This window comes from Roseixanthobacter psychrophilus, from assembly GCF_043195195.1.
GTDB lineage: Bacteria > Pseudomonadota > Alphaproteobacteria > Rhizobiales > Xanthobacteraceae > NCEH01.
This window is the reverse complement of the sequence record NZ_JBAFWT010000002.1, coordinates 213,820-230,279: the sequence shown is the minus strand read 5'-3', so window position 1 is coordinate 230,279 and position 16,460 is coordinate 213,820. Positions and strand designations below refer to the sequence as shown.

Annotated in this window: 15 protein-coding genes; 6 read left to right on the top strand and 9 right to left on the bottom strand. The window is 64.1% G+C overall.

All coding sequences use genetic code 11. The annotated features are described in order from the left end of the window. Nucleotides 1–164 precede the first annotated feature (164 nt). On the top strand, nt 165–1,103 hold the full coding sequence (locus V5F77_RS03465; protein WP_429003924.1) for a LysR family transcriptional regulator: 939 nt from the start codon (nt 165–167) through the stop codon (nt 1,101–1,103). A gap of 16 nt (nt 1,104–1,119) precedes the next feature. Here the strand turns inward: V5F77_RS03465 and cysE are convergent, their stop codons facing one another. The 4 genes from cysE to V5F77_RS03445 form a co-directional block, all read right to left on the bottom strand. Beyond that, nucleotides 1,120–1,944, bottom strand: a complete 825-nt coding sequence (gene cysE / locus V5F77_RS03460; protein ID WP_429003923.1) for a serine O-acetyltransferase — start codon at nt 1,942–1,944, stop codon at nt 1,120–1,122. Further along, nucleotides 1,941–3,185, bottom strand: a complete 1,245-nt coding sequence (nifV, locus tag V5F77_RS03455) for a homocitrate synthase (RefSeq protein WP_429003922.1) — start codon at nt 3,183–3,185, stop codon at nt 1,941–1,943. Before nifV ends, cysE begins: the two co-directional genes overlap by 4 nt. A 238-nt stretch (nt 3,186–3,423) precedes the next feature. Continuing rightward, nucleotides 3,424–4,260: a ModD protein gene (gene modD / locus V5F77_RS03450; protein WP_429003921.1), complete on the bottom strand. Its 837-nt coding sequence runs from the start codon at nt 4,258–4,260 to the stop codon at nt 3,424–3,426. Nucleotides 4,261–4,308: 48 nt separating this feature from the next. Then, nucleotides 4,309–5,166 (bottom strand): hypothetical protein, encoded by an 858-nt coding sequence (locus V5F77_RS03445; protein ID WP_429003920.1) that lies wholly within the window; start codon nt 5,164–5,166, stop codon nt 4,309–4,311. A gap of 351 nt (nt 5,167–5,517) precedes the next feature. Here V5F77_RS03445 and V5F77_RS03440 point away from each other — a divergent pair, with 351 nt between their 5' ends. The 4 genes from V5F77_RS03440 to V5F77_RS03425 all read left to right on the top strand — a co-directional run bounded on the left by V5F77_RS03440 (nt 5,518) and on the right by V5F77_RS03425 (nt 9,475). Continuing rightward, nucleotides 5,518–6,072, top strand: a complete 555-nt coding sequence (locus V5F77_RS03440; RefSeq protein WP_429003919.1) for a peroxiredoxin — start codon at nt 5,518–5,520, stop codon at nt 6,070–6,072. A 4-nt stretch (nt 6,073–6,076) separates the two neighbouring features. Further along, nucleotides 6,077–6,622 carry a carboxymuconolactone decarboxylase family protein gene (locus V5F77_RS03435; RefSeq protein WP_429003918.1) on the top strand — a complete coding sequence of 182 codons (546 nt, stop codon included), beginning with the start codon at nt 6,077–6,079 and terminating at the stop codon, nt 6,620–6,622. Between the two features lie 182 nt (nt 6,623–6,804). Then, entirely contained in the window at nt 6,805–8,613 is a 1,809-nt protein-coding gene (gene nifA, locus V5F77_RS03430) for a nif-specific transcriptional activator NifA (protein WP_429003917.1), read from the top strand. A 70-nt stretch (nt 8,614–8,683) separates the two neighbouring features. After that, entirely contained in the window at nt 8,684–9,475 is a 792-nt protein-coding gene (locus V5F77_RS03425) for a 4Fe4S-binding leucine-rich repeat protein (protein ID WP_429003916.1), read from the top strand. 240 nt (nt 9,476–9,715) lie between these two features. On the opposite strand, the gene V5F77_RS03420 is transcribed toward V5F77_RS03425, so the two are convergent. The 5 genes from V5F77_RS03420 to V5F77_RS03400 all read right to left on the bottom strand — a co-directional run bounded on the left by V5F77_RS03420 (nt 9,716) and on the right by V5F77_RS03400 (nt 14,909). Further along, nucleotides 9,716–10,957 (bottom strand): cysteine desulfurase, encoded by a 1,242-nt coding sequence (locus V5F77_RS03420; protein WP_429003915.1) that lies wholly within the window; start codon nt 10,955–10,957, stop codon nt 9,716–9,718. A 5-nt stretch (nt 10,958–10,962) separates the two neighbouring features. After that, entirely contained in the window at nt 10,963–12,294 is a 1,332-nt protein-coding gene (gene sufD / locus V5F77_RS03415; protein WP_429003914.1) for a Fe-S cluster assembly protein SufD, read from the bottom strand. A 5-nt stretch (nt 12,295–12,299) separates the two neighbouring features. Beyond that, nucleotides 12,300–13,058, bottom strand: a complete 759-nt coding sequence (sufC, locus tag V5F77_RS03410; RefSeq protein WP_429003913.1) for a Fe-S cluster assembly ATPase SufC — start codon at nt 13,056–13,058, stop codon at nt 12,300–12,302. Between the two features lie 40 nt (nt 13,059–13,098). Then, the gene (gene sufB, locus V5F77_RS03405; RefSeq protein WP_429003912.1) at nt 13,099–14,580 is read right to left on the bottom strand and encodes a Fe-S cluster assembly protein SufB; all 1,482 of its coding nucleotides are present in this window, start codon (nt 14,578–14,580) and stop codon (nt 13,099–13,101) included. Between the two features lie 134 nt (nt 14,581–14,714). Continuing rightward, nucleotides 14,715–14,909 carry a 4Fe-4S dicluster domain-containing protein gene (locus V5F77_RS03400; protein WP_394046689.1) on the bottom strand — a complete coding sequence of 65 codons (195 nt, stop codon included), beginning with the start codon at nt 14,907–14,909 and terminating at the stop codon, nt 14,715–14,717. 652 nt (nt 14,910–15,561) lie between these two features. Between V5F77_RS03400 and nifH the strand changes: the two genes are divergently transcribed. Next, nucleotides 15,562–16,452 (top strand): nitrogenase iron protein, encoded by an 891-nt coding sequence (gene nifH, locus V5F77_RS03395; RefSeq protein ID WP_429003854.1) that lies wholly within the window; start codon nt 15,562–15,564, stop codon nt 16,450–16,452. Nucleotides 16,453–16,460: the final 8 nt, after the last annotated feature.

Here is a 16,460-nt window from a genome sequence, read left to right as displayed (position 1 = left end):
CCTCATTAACCACACAGTTCCATCGGTTCTGCGGCGTCGGTCCTCCACTGTTTCGGGGCGTGTCGGGGACTTTGCCGCGGCGCCACGCGCTTGTGGCTTGCGGTGGGCGCCATTCCGCGCGAAGGAACGGGACCTTAGGTCAGCGTAAGCGTTGAAACGGCGGCATGATCGACAAACTCGAATATCTGATCGCCCTCGCGCGCGAGCGCCATTTCGGTCGCGCCGGCGAGGCTTGCGGCGTAACCCAGCCGACCTTGTCGGCGGGCATCAAGCAGTTGGAAGACACCCTCGGGGTGCTGCTGGTGCAGCGCGGCTCGCGTTTCATGGGGTTCACGCCCGAGGGCGAGCGCACGCTGGAATGGGCGCGGCGCATCGTGGCCGACTCGCGCGCCATGCGGCAAGATATCGATGCCTTGAAGCGCGGCCTGTCCGGCCCGCTGCGCATCGCCGCTATCCCAACCGCCTTGCCGATGGTGGCGGCGCTAACGACGCCGTTCCGCGCCCGTCATCCCGACGTGCGCTTCACCATCATCTCGCGCACCTCCATCGAGATCCTGAACCATCTCGAAAATCTGGAGATCGATGCCGGCCTGACCTACCTCGACAACGAGCCGCTCGGCCGGGTGAATACCGTGCCGCTTTATCGCGAGCGTTATCGTCTGGTGACTTCGCCGGATGCGAAATATGGTGACCGGGAGCAAGTCACCTGGGCGGAAATCGGCGAGTTGCCTTTGTGTCTGCTGACGCCGGACATGCAGAACCGGCGCATCATTGACGGCATGCTCAGCGCCACCAGCGGCATGCCCAAGCCGACCCTGGAATCCAATTCCATGATCGTGCTGTTCACGCATGTGCGAACCGGGCATTGGGCGAGCGTCATGCCGGCCATGCTGGCAGATTCGCTCGGGTTGACGTCGATCGTGCGCTCGATCCCGATCGTCGAGCCGGACATCACCCATTCCATCGGTCTCGTGGTGCCGCACCGCGAGCCCACCACGCCGATTACCGCCGCGCTGGTGGCGGAAGCCCGCCGCATCGCGCCCCGGCTTGAGCAAAATCTCGGGATGGAGCGCGACCCCGCCTTGGCCGTCCTGAAGCCGTAACAGGAGCCGTGCGGCACTATTGGATCGGCGAGTCCTGCTGTGCGGCGAGCGGAGCCAAGCCAATGGGCGAAGGGCAAGCCTCGGGATCCGGCCGAGCGCCGGCCACATGCCCGTTTTCCTGATGATGCTTCAGCCGCATTTCCAGGAACTCGATGCGGTCCAGCAGCGACACCACCGCCTCCCCCACCGGGTCCGGCATCAGATGATGTTCAAGATCGATCCGCCCGTCGCCCAAGCGCCGGCGTTCGGACAGCGGCTTCACGATCCGCCCTGGGATACCGACCACGGTCATGCCGGGCGGCACGTCTTCCACGACCACGGAATTTGCGCCCACGCGGGCACCGACGCCCACGGTGATCGGGCCGAGGATCTTCGCCCCGGCACCCACGAGAACCCCGTCTTGCAACGTCGGATGGCGCTTGCCAGCGGTCCAGGAGGTCCCGCCGAGGGTGACGCCGTGGTAGAGTGTCACGTCATCTCCCACTTCCGCCGTCTCGCCGATCACCACACCCGCGCCGTGATCGATGAAAAAGCGCTGGCCGATGCGCGCGCCGGGATGGATGTCCACATTGGTCACCAGCCGGGCGAACCAGGAGAGGAAACGCGCGAAGAACTTCCCCCTGCCCTGCCAGAGCTTATGGGCGAAGCGATGCCAGATCACGGCATGAACGCCGGGATAGGTCAGCACGATTTCAAGGGTGGCGCGGGCGGCCGGATCGCGCGATTTCACGCACGCGACATCATCGCAGATCTGGCGCCACAGGCCTGGCACGCGCGGTACGGCGGGCACGGATCGGCTGACGGTGGCCGGAGATTCCTGTCGGCTCGTTCCCATGATCATGTCGCGCTCCCGACGGTGGATCGGCGCAGCCGCAGGGCGGCTTCGGTGAAGGTATCCTCGTAGAACCGCAGCAGCATGTCGGACGAGACATTGGCCTTGCTGCGCACCGCGAAGGCCCGCACGCGTTCCAGGATCGCCCGTCCCCGGGCGACATCCACGACGATACCCTGGTCCGCGAGCGCCTTCTCAACCGCCGCAAGGCCGGAATGCTTGCCGAGCACCACCCGGTGGCCGCGTCCGAACAATTCCGGACTCAGCGCCTCATAGGTTGCGCGATCCTTCAGCAGGCCGGACACATGGATGCCGGACTCGTGGGTGAACACATCCGCCCCGATAATCGCCTTGCCCCGTGGCACCGGCCGGCGTGCGGCGGTGGAGACGAGCTCGCCCAGCGGACCGAGGGTGGAGGGCAGGATCCCGGTTTCCGCCCGCGCCGTCTGGCGCAACGCGATGGCGACTTCCTCCAGCGCCGCATTTCCCGCCCGCTCACCGAGGCCGGCGACAGTGACGCTTGCATGCCGCGCGCCACCCATCACGGCCGCCAGCGTATTGGCGGTTGCAAGGCCGAGGTCGTCATGGGCATGGAATTCGAGTTCAAGGTCACTGGCGGCCGCAACCCGGCGCACCAGCGCATACGTGGAAAACGGATCAAGCACGCCCAGGGTATCGGCCAGACGCAGACGGAAGGCGCCGGCGGCGCGCGCGGTCTCGGCGAGGCGGCAGAGAAAGTCCGGGTCCGCGCGCGAGGAATCCTCACCGCCGACGGCCACTTCAAAGCCAAGGGTCTTGGCGAGCGAGACGATGCGGGTCACGGTCTCAAGCGCCCAGGCGCGATCCTTGCCGAGCTTGCCCGCAAGCTGGCGATCCGACGTCGGGATGGACAGATTGACGATGCTGACCCCGGAGGCCACCGCAGCCATCAAATCGTCCTCGCTCATGCGGCACCAGGCCATCACCCGCGTCGGCAGCTTCAGCGAAACGATGGACCGCAAGGTCTCGATTTCCTCGTCGCCCATGGCCGGTGTTCCGGCCTCGATCTCGGGCACGCCAGCGGCCGCCAGCGCTTCGGCGATCTCGATCTTTTCCCGGCGGGTGAAAGCGACGCCCGGCGCCTGCTCGCCGTCCCTCAAGGTCGTGTCGTTCAAGAACACGTCCCGGGCGACGGCAGTGGCGCTCGTGCCGGTGAAGAAGCCGGCGCGGCTCTCGGGGATCTTGGCGGATATGGATGTCTTCGCGAGCATGGTGTGTCTCGGCTATCCCAGTGGATTGAGACTGTCACACCCATCAAAGCAAACCACGTGCCACCGAATTAAGCACCTGATTTTGCCCTATTCTTTGGCACTTTGTGCCAGATGACGCGCGAAGCGTGGTCCCGGGACAGACGCTTTCGGCACATTCGCGACAGGCCTGTCGCGCCCCGAACCCGAATGTGCGATCCGCGCGGAAACAGCCGCGCCCGGTGCGCCTGATCGCAGAAGATCAGCAAGCGGAGATGGTGACCTTCACGTCCGCCGGGGCCGCCCAATAGGGCGCGGACGTCACCAGGATGTCGGCGCCGGCGCGGGCATAAGCGGCGGCATTCGCGGCGTTCACACCGCCCGCAGCCGCCACCAGCACCCGCACCCCGGAGGCCGCGACCAGCCGTGCCACGCTGGCGATGTCGTCGGGCGTCATCTTCTCGCATTGGAGAACGTCCGCCACTGGCAGGTACACCGCCGCATCGGCGACCGAGGCCACTTCCACCACCACCTTCTTTTCCGGCGCGGCCCGTCGCAAACGCGCAATCGCGCTCGCGGGATCAGCCAGAAAGATGCGGTGTTCGGGAAACACCAGCAGCGTTTCCGACAGACCGAGCCGATGCGGCTCCGCCCCTCCTGCGCGGATCGCGGCAATCATCGGCGCCTTCGCACCTGGAAAGGTCTTGCGGGTCGTCACCACCGAAATTTCCGGCGCGACGCCGCGTGCCGCATCGACGATGGCGGCGGTCGCCGTGGCGATGCCGGAGAGATATTCCACCAAGGTCTGGGAAACCTTCCAGGCGCGATGGATCGCCGACGCGCCGCCGTGCGCCCGCAGGAGCACCGCGCCGGCCGCCACACGGGAGCCGGTGGGGGCAAGCACCTCCGCCTCGGCCCCCGCGCGGGTGATCAACGCTGCCGCCGTCTCAATGCCGCAGACGACACCCGCCGCGCGCATCTGAAATTGCATTTGCGCGCCGACGCGGCCAATTCCGAGCAGATGGGTGGTCAAATCGCCGTGGGGGACGTCTTCGGCCAGAAGCATATCGAGCCGTTCGGGAAGCCACGCCACATCCATGTTCCGGTCCTTTTCCCGAACAGCCGCCCGGGTACGCCGACGTTGGGATCAATGGGAAACTTCGCCGATCTCTCCGGCTCCCATGGTCTCCAGCGTATGGATCGCATCCAGCGTCGCTTCGGCAATCCGGCGCGGACGCTCCGAGATGCCCAGCCAGCTTGGCTCGGCACCCAGCCTCGGGTCAACTTCCGCAAGCTTCAACTCGGCAGAAACCACGGCGCCGCTGCGCACCAGCCCGCGCAGATGCCCGGACAAGGGGGCGGTCACCGGGACGGCATCGCAGGTGCCGATCACCTCGTCCCGCCGCACGCGGTCTCCGATCGCGGCGCTCGATACCCAAATTCCAGACGTCGGGGCCCGCGCGAAGCGCTCGCGCCCCGCGCCCGCCAGTGGGGTCGAGCGTCCGTGGGGGGCGAGCGTGGTGCCGTCCCGCAGAATGCCGATCGCCTCCGGTGCCGTCTCCACCGCCACATCCACATGCCGCCCGGGGGTGAAGCCCGGCCCGAGGCCTACTGTGATGCGAGCAAACGGGCGGATATCTACCTTCAGACTGCGCATGCGCATGCGCGCATCCACCAGGACATCGATCAGGCCGAGGCACAGCAAATCGCCCATCTCCAGGGCGGTCACCATCACCGCATGGCGCTCCGTAAAGCCGCGCAGAACCTCGACCAGAGTATTGGCTGGACGGGCGGGAAGTCCCTCCAACTCCGCAAACCCGGTAACGAGCGCATCATCATAGGACATGCTTCGCCGCAGCACCGGCTGGGAGGGATCGCGCGACAGCACCACGCCGTAACCGGCGTGGAACATACGGTGCGCCACGGCAGAGGCGACGTCATGAGTTCCGAGCACCACAGCCACTGGCGCACGCCCGGACGGGGTGAATTCGGTTTCGCTGCGCATGTTCTCATTGCCCTAAGGACGTGTCGCACCGCGTGTAGCGACATTCGTGCCAACTTCGGGGGCGCGGCGCCGCGGTGGCGAAGCTTAGCCGCATCATGATCCTGCGGGCGCTGCATTTACAAAGGTTAAGAAAGCCCGATTCCGATCCCCGGCGGCGCGGGTGGGCTTTCCGACACTCGCTGACACCGGTCCTCGCAAGTGTCGTGTCGCAAAGCCGACAGGCCAAGTGTGTCGCAAATCTCCTTATTGGAATCAGAAGCATTTCGCGTTGCAACACGAATGGCACATGGCTTGCTTGAAACCTTTCCAGACGGCGTTGCATTCGCCCTTCGGCGTTTTTTGGAGACGGACATGCTCGGTATCGGCAGCACCCTTCCCGCCTTTTCTGTCACCGGCGTGAAGCCGGGCTTTAACTTCCACGAGGAGAACGGCCAGTCCGCCTTCGAGCCCCTCACCGAGGCGAGCTTTCCCGACAAGTGGAAGATCATCTTCTTCTATCCCAAGGACTTCACTTTCGTCTGCCCGACCGAGATCGCGGAATTCGCCCGCCTCTCCGGCGAGTTCGCCGACCGCGACGCGGTCGTGCTCGGCGGGTCCACGGACAATGAGTTCGTGAAGCTGGCTTGGCGGCGCGACCACAAGGATCTCAATCGCCTGCCGATCTGGTCGTTCGCCGACACCAACGGGTCGCTGGTGGACGGGCTTGGCGTGCGCTCGTCGGACGGGGTGGCTTACCGCTATACGTTCGTGGTGGATCCGGACAACGTGATCCAGCATGTCTACGCCACCAACCTCAATGTCGGGCGCAATCCCAAGGACACGCTGCGGGTGCTCGACGCGCTGCAGACCGACGAATTGTGTCCCTGCAACCGCGAAGTCGGCGGCGACGTGCTGAAGGTCGCGTGATCCGATGAGCATCGAAGCGCTCAAAGCTGAGCTTCCCGAGTTCGCGAAGGACGTGAAGCTGAACTTGTCCGCCCTGACGCGCGAGGATTCCATCTCGCCCCAGCAGCTCTATGGGCTGCTGGTGGCGTGCGGGCTCACCACGCGCAATGCTGCGGTGGCGCAGGCCTTGGAAGCAGAGGCGGCACCGGTTCTGTCTCCCGCCGCGATGAATGCTGCCAAGGCGGCCGCTTCCATCATGGCGATGAACAACGTCTATTACCGCTTTACACACCTCGCTTCGAACAAAGCCTATGAAACCTTGCCCGCAAAGCTCCGCATGAGCGTGATCGGCAATCCCGGTGTGGACAAGGCGGATTTTGAACTGTGGTCGCTCGCGGTTTCCGCCATGAACGGCTGCGGACGCTGCATCGATTCCCACGAGAAAGTGCTGCGCGACGCCGGGATCACCGAGGCGCAGATCCAGACCGCGGTGCGGATCGCTGCCATTGTCGCCTCGGCGGCGGTGGCCCTGGAGGCAGCTGCGACGGCAATGCCCGCCGCAGCGGAATGACCATCGTGTACCTGCGTATCGGCGGCACACTTTCTTGACATAGATCAAAGCTCGTGGTGGCCCGCGGGTGTTTCCTGGAACGTCTATAAAAAATCGCAGCCACATCGAAAAGATCGTGGCGCAGGGAACCACCGACAGGAGGGCGAACCTCTCGCGAGCCGCGTGCGGCAGGGAGTACGTCCATGTCCGATGTCTTTCAGATTCGTGTGCCCCGAGCGTCCGGCAACGCCAACGGGGAAGCCTTGCTCGCCATGTCGAAACATAGCTCCGGCGCCGTGCCCGGGGTGCCGCTGGCGCAACCCTCGCGGGGTACATCGCCGGAAGTGGCCCTGATCGGCATCTACGAAATTTCCAAGATCCTGACCGCTCCGCGCCGGATGGAGGTGACGCTCGCGAATGTCGTGAACGTCCTGTCGTCCATGCTGCAGATGCGTCACGGGATGATCGTCATTCTCGATTCCGCCGGCGAACCGGACATGGTCGCCACGACCGGCTGGATGCCGCAGATCGCGAGCCAGATCCGCGCCCGCGTGCCACAAAAAGCCATTGACCAGATCGTCGCCACGCAGACGCCGCTGGTGGTTCAGGACGTTTCCGCCGATCCCATGTTCGCCGGGCACGAGGACCTCTTCGCCCCCTCGGACAACACCACGGTTTCCTTCATCGGCGTGCCCATCAAGGCGGATACGCAGGTGATGGGAACCCTCTCCATCGATCGGGTGTGGGATGGAACCGCCCGCTTCCGCTTCGATGAGGACGTGCGCTTCCTCACCATGGTCGCGAATCTGGTGGGCCAGGCGGTGCGACTGCACACGCTCGTGGCCGGCGACCGGGACCGGCTGATCGCCCAGACCCATCGCCTGGAAAAGGCGCTGAAGGAGGAAAAGCCCGCCGAAGACCTGCCGACCACGGCCGCCCCGGACGCAGGCCCCATGGGGATCGTCGGCGACAGCCCGCTGGTCAAGCGCCTCATCGCGACCGCCCAAGTCGTCGCGCGCTCCAACTCGACCGTGCTGCTGCGCGGCGAAAGCGGCACCGGCAAGGAATTGTTTGCCCGTGCCATTCACGAACTTTCGCCCCGCAAGGCCAAGGCGTTCGTGAAGGTCAATTGCGCGGCCCTACCTGAGACGGTTCTGGAATCGGAACTTTTCGGACATGAGAAGGGCGCCTTTACCGGCGCGCTGAACATGCGGCAGGGCCGATTTGAAATGGCCCATGGCGGCACGCTGTTTCTCGACGAAATCGGCGAGATTTCACCGGCGTTCCAAGCCAAGCTGCTGCGGGTTCTGCAGGAAGGCGAATTCGAGCGGGTCGGCGGCAATCGCACGCTGAAGGTGGACGTCCGCCTCGTCTGCGCCACCAACAAGAATCTGGAAGAAGCCGTCTCCAAGGGCGAATTCCGCGCCGATCTCTACTACCGCATCCATGTGGTGCCGTTGATCCTTCCCCCGCTGCGCGAGCGACCCGGCGATATCCCGAAGCTCGCCAAGAATTTCCTTGATCGCTTCAACAAGGAAAACAAGCAGTCGATGAGCCTGTCACCTCCGGCTGTTGAGGTGCTGCGGCGCTGTTATTTCCCAGGCAATGTGCGGGAGCTTGAAAATTGTGTCCGCCGCACGGCGACCCTGGCCCATGACGACGTCATCACGCCGCACGACTTCGCCTGCGACAGCGGCCAATGTCTCTCCGCCATGCTGTGGAAGGGGAGCGCACCCAAGCCGCATGCCATCCCGCCGGCCCAGACATTGACCCAATTGTCCCCGGCGGTCCCAGCGGTCCCAGCCATCCCGGAGCCGATCGCACCGGCAACCTGTCCCGGAACCGAGGCCTGTCCCGCTATTCCTCCGCGCCAGAGCGAGAAAGAGCAATTGCTCCAGGCCATGGAACGCTCGGGATGGGTGCAGGCGAAGGCCGCCCGCATCCTCAATCTGACCCCCCGCCAGATCGGCTACGCCCTGCGCAAGCACGGCATAGACATCAAGCGATTCTAAAAAAGGCCACGACTTTCGCCGTCCCTTCCGCAGGGGCGGTCTCGCACCGCGAGGATAAGAGCAACGCCCCATGGTCAGTGAAGCGTCGGTCCCGCACGTCGAACAGTTCGAGGCCATGGATTGGCAGGGGCGGCCGTTGCGCTGCCAGGATTGCCCGCATGAGGACATTCATGCGGAAGGACGCTGCGACCTCGGCAAGATCTGCGTCGCCGATCGGCGCGGCAAACGCATCGACCGCTTCTTCGCGCGCAATCCCCAACTCGCCACGCGCTATCTCGATCATGCCTATTTCGAGGTGCGAACCCTCGCAGCAAAGCACGCAAGCCTATTCTCGATCGGCCCGCTGCGGGACGACCCGGAGCCGGACGTGCGGATCATGGTGGCCTATCGCCTTCCCGTGTCGCGCATGCGCGACATGCGCCGGGACCCCGATCCGCGCGTCCGCGTGGCGGTGACGCAGCGCCTGGAAGGCAATGATCTCGTGGCCATGCTCGGAGACGAGAATTACGCCGTCCGCCTTACGGCGGCCCGCCGCGCTCCCCCGGCCTCCCTGGTGATGGCGCTCTATGACGGCGAGGCGGAGGTTCGGCGCGAAGTGGCGCGGCGGATCGGCCTGCCCCATCTCGTCACCATGGCGGGCGACCAAGATCCCCTGGTCCGCCTGATTGTTGCGGAACGCCTGACGCCGGAACGCCTCACGGTACTGCTCCGCGATCCCGATATGCGGGTGCGGTTCGCCGTGGCCGAGCGCATTGGTCGCGCCCATCTGCCGGCGCTCGCCGAGGACGAGGTGGAGGAAATACGCGAACTCGCCCAACGCCGCCTTATCGAGGAGATCGGCAGCGGCGGCGCCGGGCCCTGATCCCATCGGAATCGATCAAAGACCAGGGCCGTTGCCGGGACACGCCCGGCCGCGACGGTCCGGAAAGCTCCGATCGACACGTCCCCCCTCTCCCCGCCGGGGAGAGGGTCGGGATGAGCGGGCCAAGAGCGGCTTCTCGACGTCCGCACCCCTCACCCGCCCGCTGCGCTGTCGACCTCTCCCCGTGGGGGAGAGGCGCATTTTAAAACTGTCTCTTGGACGGCCCGACCTCTGGGACCATCAGGCGAAGAATTCGCTCGCCTTCACCAGGGCACGCGCCAGCGCGTCCACTTCGTCGTGGGTGTTATACAGGCCGAACGAGGCCCGGCAGGTTGCGGCAACACCGAAGCGCTCAAGCAGCGGCATCGCGCAATGGGTGCCGGCACGCACGGCTATTCCCGACCGATCGATCACCGTTGCCACATCATGGGCGTGGGCATTCTCCATGGCGAAGGAGACAATCGCGCCCTTGCCCGCGGCCGTGCCGATGATCCGCAAGGAATTGATTTCACCAAGCTTCTCATGAGCATAGGCGACGAGCGAGGCTTCGTGCGCCCGAATCCGCTCCTTGCCGATCGAACCGATATAATCCAAAGCCGCGCCGAGCCCGATGGCCTGGACGATCGCCGGCGTTCCCGCCTCGAACCGGTGCGGCGGCGCGCCGTAGGTGACGGTCTCGCGCGACACTTCCCGGATCATCTCCCCGCCCCCGTTGAAGGGCGGCATCTCGCTGAGCAGCGCATGCTTGCCGTAGAGGGCGCCGATCCCCGTGGGGCCATACAGCTTATGGCCGGTGATCACGTAGAAATCGCAATCGAGGTCGCGGACGTCCACATCCATGTGGACACTCGCCTGCGCGCCATCCACCAAAACCGGAATGCCGCGGGCATGGGCAATCTGCACCACCTCCTTCACCGGAACCACCGTGCCAAGGACGTTGGACATCTGCGTGATGGCCACCATCTTGGTCCGGTCGGTGAGGAGCTTCTCGAACGCGTCGAGAAGGAAATTGCCCTGGTCGTCCACCGGCGCCCATTTGATCACAGCGCCCTGACGCTCGCGCAGGAAATGCCAGGGAACGATATTGGCGTGATGCTCCATGATCGAAAGCACGATTTCGTCGCCCGGCCCGATCCGCGAGCGGCCAAAGGTCTGGGCCACCAAATTCACCGCCTCGGTGGCGCCGCGCGTGAAGATGATTTCCTCGGTGCGCTCCGCGTTCAGGAAAGCGGCGACCCGCGCGCGGGCGCCCTCGTATCCGTCAGTCGCGGCATTGGCGAGGTAATGGAGCCCGCGATGCACATTGCTATACTCGGACGTATAGGCCTTGTTCATCCGCTCCAGCACAGCCTTGGGCTTTTGAGCGGAAGCGCCATTGTCCAGATAGACCAGGGGTTTGCCGTACACCTGCATGTCGAGGATCGGGAAATCCTCGCGAATGCGGTTCACATCATAGCTTCCATTGCTCACCGCCGGATGCATCGCCCTCACCCCCGCTCGCTCAACCAGGCAATTGTGGCAAGACCCAGCGCATCGCGCAGGCCCTCGTGCGCGATGGTGTCTACCACTTCGCCCACGAACGCCTGGATCAGCAACGCCTCCGCCTCCTTGGCGGGAATGCCGCGCGCCATCAGATAGAATTTAAGCTGGTCGTCGAGCGTGCCCGTGGTCGCCCCATGCCCGCATTGCACGTCGTCCGCGAAGATCTCCAGCTCCGGCTTGCTGTAGACCTCGGCATCCGCCGAGAGCAAAAGCGCGCGCGACATCATGCGGGCGTCGGTCTTCTGCGCCCGCTGCCGCACCGCGATCTTCCCCTGAAACACCGCCTGCGCCGCGTCGTCCACCACCGCCTTGAAGGTTTCGCGGCTGGTGCCGCCCGGAGCGGCGTGGTCGATCGACAAGGTGGTGTCGCCATGCTGGCGGCCGGCCAGGAGGCTCACGCCGGCCAGTTCGGCCACCGCCTCTTCGCCAGCAAGGCGGACGAACAATTGGTTGCGCACCACGGCGCCGCCCACCAGGAAGCCGAAAGCGCTGAAATGCGCACGGGCCCCCACATCGGCCAGCAGCGTCGCCACATGGAGCGCGGCATTGCCCTCGCGGATGATCTTCACATGGTCGAGCCGGGCATCATCGCCGATCTCGATCTTCACCACCGCGTTGACCTGATAGTCCGACTGCGCCGGCCCTTCATGGCTTTCGATCACGCTGGCGCGCGCGCCCTGTCCCAGCACCACGAGCGATCGAGTGTACATGGCCGCCGGCGTCGCGCCGGTGGTCACGAACAGCAGATGAAACGGGCGGTCCAGCACCACGCCGTCCGCGACCTCGATCACGACCCCGTCGGCTGCGAACGCGGTATTGAGCAGAACCGTCGGTTCATTGGCGGGCAGCACCGGGCCGATGTCGCAGGAGAGCACCGCCTCGTCTGCCGCCAAGGCGGCCGTCAGGGGACGGATCGTCACCCCCGCCTCAAGGCCCTCAAGATCGGAGAGCGTAGGTGCAAACGCGCCATCGACAATGGCGATGCGCCGAAGCCCAAGCCCGCTCAGGTCTTGCCCGGCCTGCGCAGCGCGCGCCAAATCCGCCGCGTCCGGCAGCGCCGCCAACGGCTTTGCATCCTTCATCAGGCGCCGCAGATCGGTGAACTTCCAGGCTTCAAGCCGGCGATGCGGCAGGCCGCCGAGCGCAAAGGCATCAAACGCCTGCGTGCGCGCAGCCGAAACCAGATGGCCGCCCGGCAAGCCTTGCCGCGCGGCGGAATAAGCCTCGGTGAGGCCGGTTTCGGCCTCGGTCTTGATGGCGGCGATTGCTACATTCATGGCCGTCACGCCGCTTCGTTCTGATATTGGGCATAGCCGGTGGCTTCGAGCTGCAAGGCAAGGTCCTTGCCGCCCGTCTCCACGATCCGCCCCGCCGCGAGCACATGCACCACATCGGGGACGATATAGTCGAGCAGGCGCTGGTAGTGGGTGATGACGATCATGCCGCGCTCTTCCGAACGCAATTGGTTCACGCCATTCGCCACCACCTTGAGAGCATCGATGTCGAGGCCGGAATCGGTCTCGTCGAGCACGCACAAGCGCGGCTCCAGCAGGGCCATCTGGAGCGTCTCATTGCGCTTCTTCTCGCCGCCGGAGAAGCCGACGTTCAGCGGACGACGCAGCATTTCCGGGTCGATGCCGAGCTTCTTCGCCAGCTCGCGCACCCGCTTCAGCAGGTCGGGCGAGGACAATTCCTCTTCGCCCCGCTTCTTGCGCTGGGCATTGAGCGCCGCGCGCAGGAAGGTCAGCGTCGCAACGCCGGGGATTTCAAGCGGATATTGGAAGGCGAGAAACACGCCCTTGGCGGCGCGCTCGTCCGGCGACATCTCGAACAGATCCTCGCCGTTGAACATCACCTGCCCGCCGGTAATCTCATATCCCGGCTTGCCCGCGAGCACGTAGGAGAGCGTGGATTTCCCAGCCCCGTTCGGCCCCATGATGGCGTGGATTTCACCTTTGTTGACGGTGAGATCGAGCCCGTTGAGGATTTTCCGCCCAGCAATCTCGGCCCGAAGATCGCGGATTTCCAGAAGCGCAGTCATCGCCAATTCCTATCCTGTGCGGGGTTTCGTGCTCTCGCGCCTAACCGACGCTGCCTTCGAGCGAGATTGAGATCAGCTTCTGCGCTTCAACCGCGAACTCCATCGGAAGCTGCTGCAGCACGTCCTTGACGAAGCCGTTCACAACCAGCCCCACCGCCTCTTCCTGGGAAAGACCGCGCTGGATGCAGTAGAACAGCACGTCCTCAGAGATCTTCGAGGTGGTCGCCTCGTGTTCGAACACGGCGGACGGGTTCTTGGCCTCGATATAGGGCACGGTGTGCGCGCCGCACATGTCGCCGATCAGGAGCGAGTCGCAGGCGGTGAAGTTGCGCGCGCCGGACGCCCGGCGATGCGCCGTCACCTGGCCGCGATAGGTGTTCTGCGATACGCCAGCGGCAATGCCCTTGGAGATGATGCGGCTGGACGTATTCTTGCCCAGATGGATCATCTTGGTTCCTGAGTCCACCTGCTGGTGGCCGTTGGAAATGGCGATGGAATAGAATTCACCGCTGGAATTGTCCCCTCGCAGGATGCAGCTTGGGTATTTCCAGGTAATGGCCGATCCCGTCTCCACCTGAGTCCAGGAGATCTTGGAATTGTTGCCCCGGCAATCGCCGCGCTTGGTGACGAAATTATAGATGCCGCCGACCCCGTCGGCATTGCCTGGATACCAGTTCTGCACCGTCGAATATTTGATTTCGGCATCGTCCATGGCGACCAGCTCGACCACGGCGGCATGAAGCTGGTTTTCGTCGCGCTGCGGGGCCGTGCAGCCTTCGAGATAGCTCACATAGGCGCCCTTATCCGCAATGATCAACGTGCGTTCGAACTGACCGGTATTCCGCTCGTTGATGCGGAAATACGTGGACAGCTCCATCGGACAGCGCACGCCTTCGGGCACATAGACGAAGGAGCCGTCTGAAAACACCGCGGAATTCAATGTCGCGAAGTAATTATCGGAGGTCGGAACCACGGTTCCAAGATACTTTTTGACGAGCTCCGGATATTCGCGCAGCGCCTCGGAGATCGGCATGAAGATCACGCCGGCGTCGCGCAGCTCCTTCTGGAAGGTGGTGGCGACCGAGACGCTGTCGAACACCGCATCCACCGCGATGCGCCGCTCACCTTCCGGCCGCACCACGCCGGCGAGCAGCTCCTGCTCGCGAAGCGGGATGCCGAGTTTTTCATAGGTCTTCAGGATTTCAGGATCCACCTCGTCCAGCGACGCCAATTCTTTTTTCTTCTTGGGCGCGGAGTAATAATAGAGGTCCTGATAATCGATCTTGGGATAAGAGACGCGAGCCCATTCCGGCTCGCGCATGGTCAGCCAGCGGCGATAGGCGGCGAGGCGCCATTCCAGCATCCACTCCGGCTCATTCTTCTTCGCCGAAATGAACCGCACGATGTCTTCCGACAAGCCCTTGGGAGCTTTCTCGGATTCGACATCGGTGACGAAGCCGTACTTGTATTGCTCGACGTCGATGCGGCGCACCTGTTCGACTGTCTCTTGTACGGCTGCCATTCGCTTAGTCTCCTCACGTTTCAAGCTGTGCGGGCTCGGTCGGCGACGGGCCGGGCTATCCGGCGTCCCGTCTCGACCAGCGCCACATCCCAACGGCACCGGGCGCATATCGCCCGGGGCCCCGGTTCACCTCATCAGGCGGGCACGCAGGTGTCGGCCACCGGGCACACGGCCGCGCATTGCGGGGTCTCGAAACTGCCCTCGCACTCGGTGCATTTCTTGGGATCGATAATGTACATGTCGTTCTTCAGCCGGATGGCGGCATTGGGGCATTCGAATTCACATGCCCCGCACACCGTGCATTGTGAGGCAATGATCTTATAGGCCATCAACGTGACTCCCGAGCGCGCGTGCGATGTCACCTGACATCTCGCAAACCGGCTCACGCAAGCCTCGTGCCAGCCATCCGGACGCTGATTTATTTGAGATTTTCTAATCCCAGGCAGACCGATCCTGTCGTGCGCCCGACAGGGTGTCGCGTCTGCGACAGGCTGATGTCCGACCTGGGTCAAGCCTGCGCCCCGGGCGCTCCGCGTCGCGCCAAAGCAAAACCGATGCATGTATTTTTAGTGTCGCACGCGTTTTGCGGGTGACACACACCTTTCGGCCCTACCCCGCCGGCACACCCATCGGGGCCGTGCTCAGGCCGCAGATCGCAGCCCCGTTGAAGGCGGGATCACGGAACGCGTCGCAGCACATTCAAGGATGTCGTTTGGTCTGCAGGGATGTCGGGTTTGAAACAACTCTTAAAAAGCCTCCAATTTCCGAACATCTACATGTTTTTATTGATTTTTTTTGAGCGTCCGACTGCTGGCACAGGAGTTGCAAAATCCAATCGGCGTACGGCGACTGGTTGCTGGCTTCTGCCGATGACCTGGACAAGCAAAGTCCGCCTCCGTTCCGCGAAGCAGGGCTGACGAGTTCGGAAACGAGCAGATCACGCAACAGCGCGACGCTGCAACCAGTTCGCAGGAGAAACTGATGTCGTCACTACGACAAATCGCATTTTACGGTAAGGGAGGCATCGGCAAGTCGACCACCTCCCAGAATACGCTCGCGGCCCTGGCCGAGATGGGTCACAAGATCCTCATCGTCGGCTGCGACCCGAAGGCGGATTCGACCCGCCTCATCCTGCACGCAAAGGCGCAGGACACCATCCTCAGCCTCGCGGCTGCCGCCGGCAGCGTCGAGGACCTGGAGCTGGAAGAGGTCATGAAGGTCGGCTACCGCGACATCCGTTGCGTCGAGTCCGGCGGGCCTGAGCCCGGCGTCGGCTGCGCCGGTCGCGGCGTCATCACCTCCATCAACTTCCTGGAGGAGAACGGCGCCTACGAAGACATCGACTATGTCTCCTACGACGTGCTCGGTGACGTGGTGTGCGGCGGTTTCGCCATGCCCATCCGCGAGAACAAGGCGCAGGAAATCTACATCGTCATGTCCGGCGAGATGATGGCCATGTACGCGGCCAACAACATCTCCAAGGGTATTCTCAAATACGCCAATTCCGGCGGCGTGCGGTTGGGCGGGCTCGTCTGCAACGAGCGCCAGACCGACAAGGAGCTGGAACTGGCGGAAGCCATGGCGAAGAAGCTCGGCACCCATCTGATCTACTTCGTGCCGCGCGACAACATCGTGCAGCACGCCGAGCTGCGCCGCATGACCGTGCTCGAATATGCTCCCGACAGCGTGCAGGCCGGCCATTACCGCTCGCTCGCCACGAAGATCCATGCGAACGGCGGCAAGGGCATCATCCCGACCCCCATCACCATGGACGAGCTGGAAGACATGCTCATGGAGCACGGCATCATGAAGGCCGTGGACGAGAGCGTCGTCGGCAAGACCGCCGAAGAACTCGCCGCAATGTCCGCCTGAGGCTTTTC

Bases quoted from the DNA above. Each gene is read 5' to 3' on its own strand.
- nifH (WP_429003854.1), top strand. From the start codon at position 15,562: ATGTCGTCACTACGACAAATCGCATTTTACGGTAAGGGAGGCATCGGC.
- V5F77_RS03435 (WP_429003918.1), top strand. From the start codon at position 6,077: ATGAGCATCGAAGCGCTCAAAGCTGAGCTTCCCGAGTTCGCGAAGGAC.
- V5F77_RS03465 (WP_429003924.1), top strand. From the start codon at position 165: ATGATCGACAAACTCGAATATCTGATCGCCCTCGCGCGCGAGCGCCAT.
- V5F77_RS03400 (WP_394046689.1), bottom strand. From the start codon at position 14,909: ATGGCCTATAAGATCATTGCCTCACAATGCACGGTGTGCGGGGCATGT.
- V5F77_RS03445 (WP_429003920.1), bottom strand. From the start codon at position 5,166: ATGCGCAGCGAAACCGAATTCACCCCGTCCGGGCGTGCGCCAGTGGCT.
- V5F77_RS03425 (WP_429003916.1), top strand. From the start codon at position 8,684: ATGGTCAGTGAAGCGTCGGTCCCGCACGTCGAACAGTTCGAGGCCATG.
- nifA (WP_429003917.1), top strand. From the start codon at position 6,805: ATGTCCGATGTCTTTCAGATTCGTGTGCCCCGAGCGTCCGGCAACGCC.
- V5F77_RS03420 (WP_429003915.1), bottom strand. From the start codon at position 10,957: ATGCATCCGGCGGTGAGCAATGGAAGCTATGATGTGAACCGCATTCGC.
- nifV (WP_429003922.1), bottom strand. From the start codon at position 3,185: ATGCTCGCGAAGACATCCATATCCGCCAAGATCCCCGAGAGCCGCGCC.
- modD (WP_429003921.1), bottom strand. From the start codon at position 4,260: ATGGATGTGGCGTGGCTTCCCGAACGGCTCGATATGCTTCTGGCCGAA.
- sufB (WP_429003912.1), bottom strand. From the start codon at position 14,580: ATGGCAGCCGTACAAGAGACAGTCGAACAGGTGCGCCGCATCGACGTC.
- V5F77_RS03440 (WP_429003919.1), top strand. From the start codon at position 5,518: ATGCTCGGTATCGGCAGCACCCTTCCCGCCTTTTCTGTCACCGGCGTG.
- sufD (WP_429003914.1), bottom strand. From the start codon at position 12,294: ATGAATGTAGCAATCGCCGCCATCAAGACCGAGGCCGAAACCGGCCTC.
- cysE (WP_429003923.1), bottom strand. From the start codon at position 1,944: ATGATCATGGGAACGAGCCGACAGGAATCTCCGGCCACCGTCAGCCGA.
- sufC (WP_429003913.1), bottom strand. From the start codon at position 13,058: ATGACTGCGCTTCTGGAAATCCGCGATCTTCGGGCCGAGATTGCTGGG.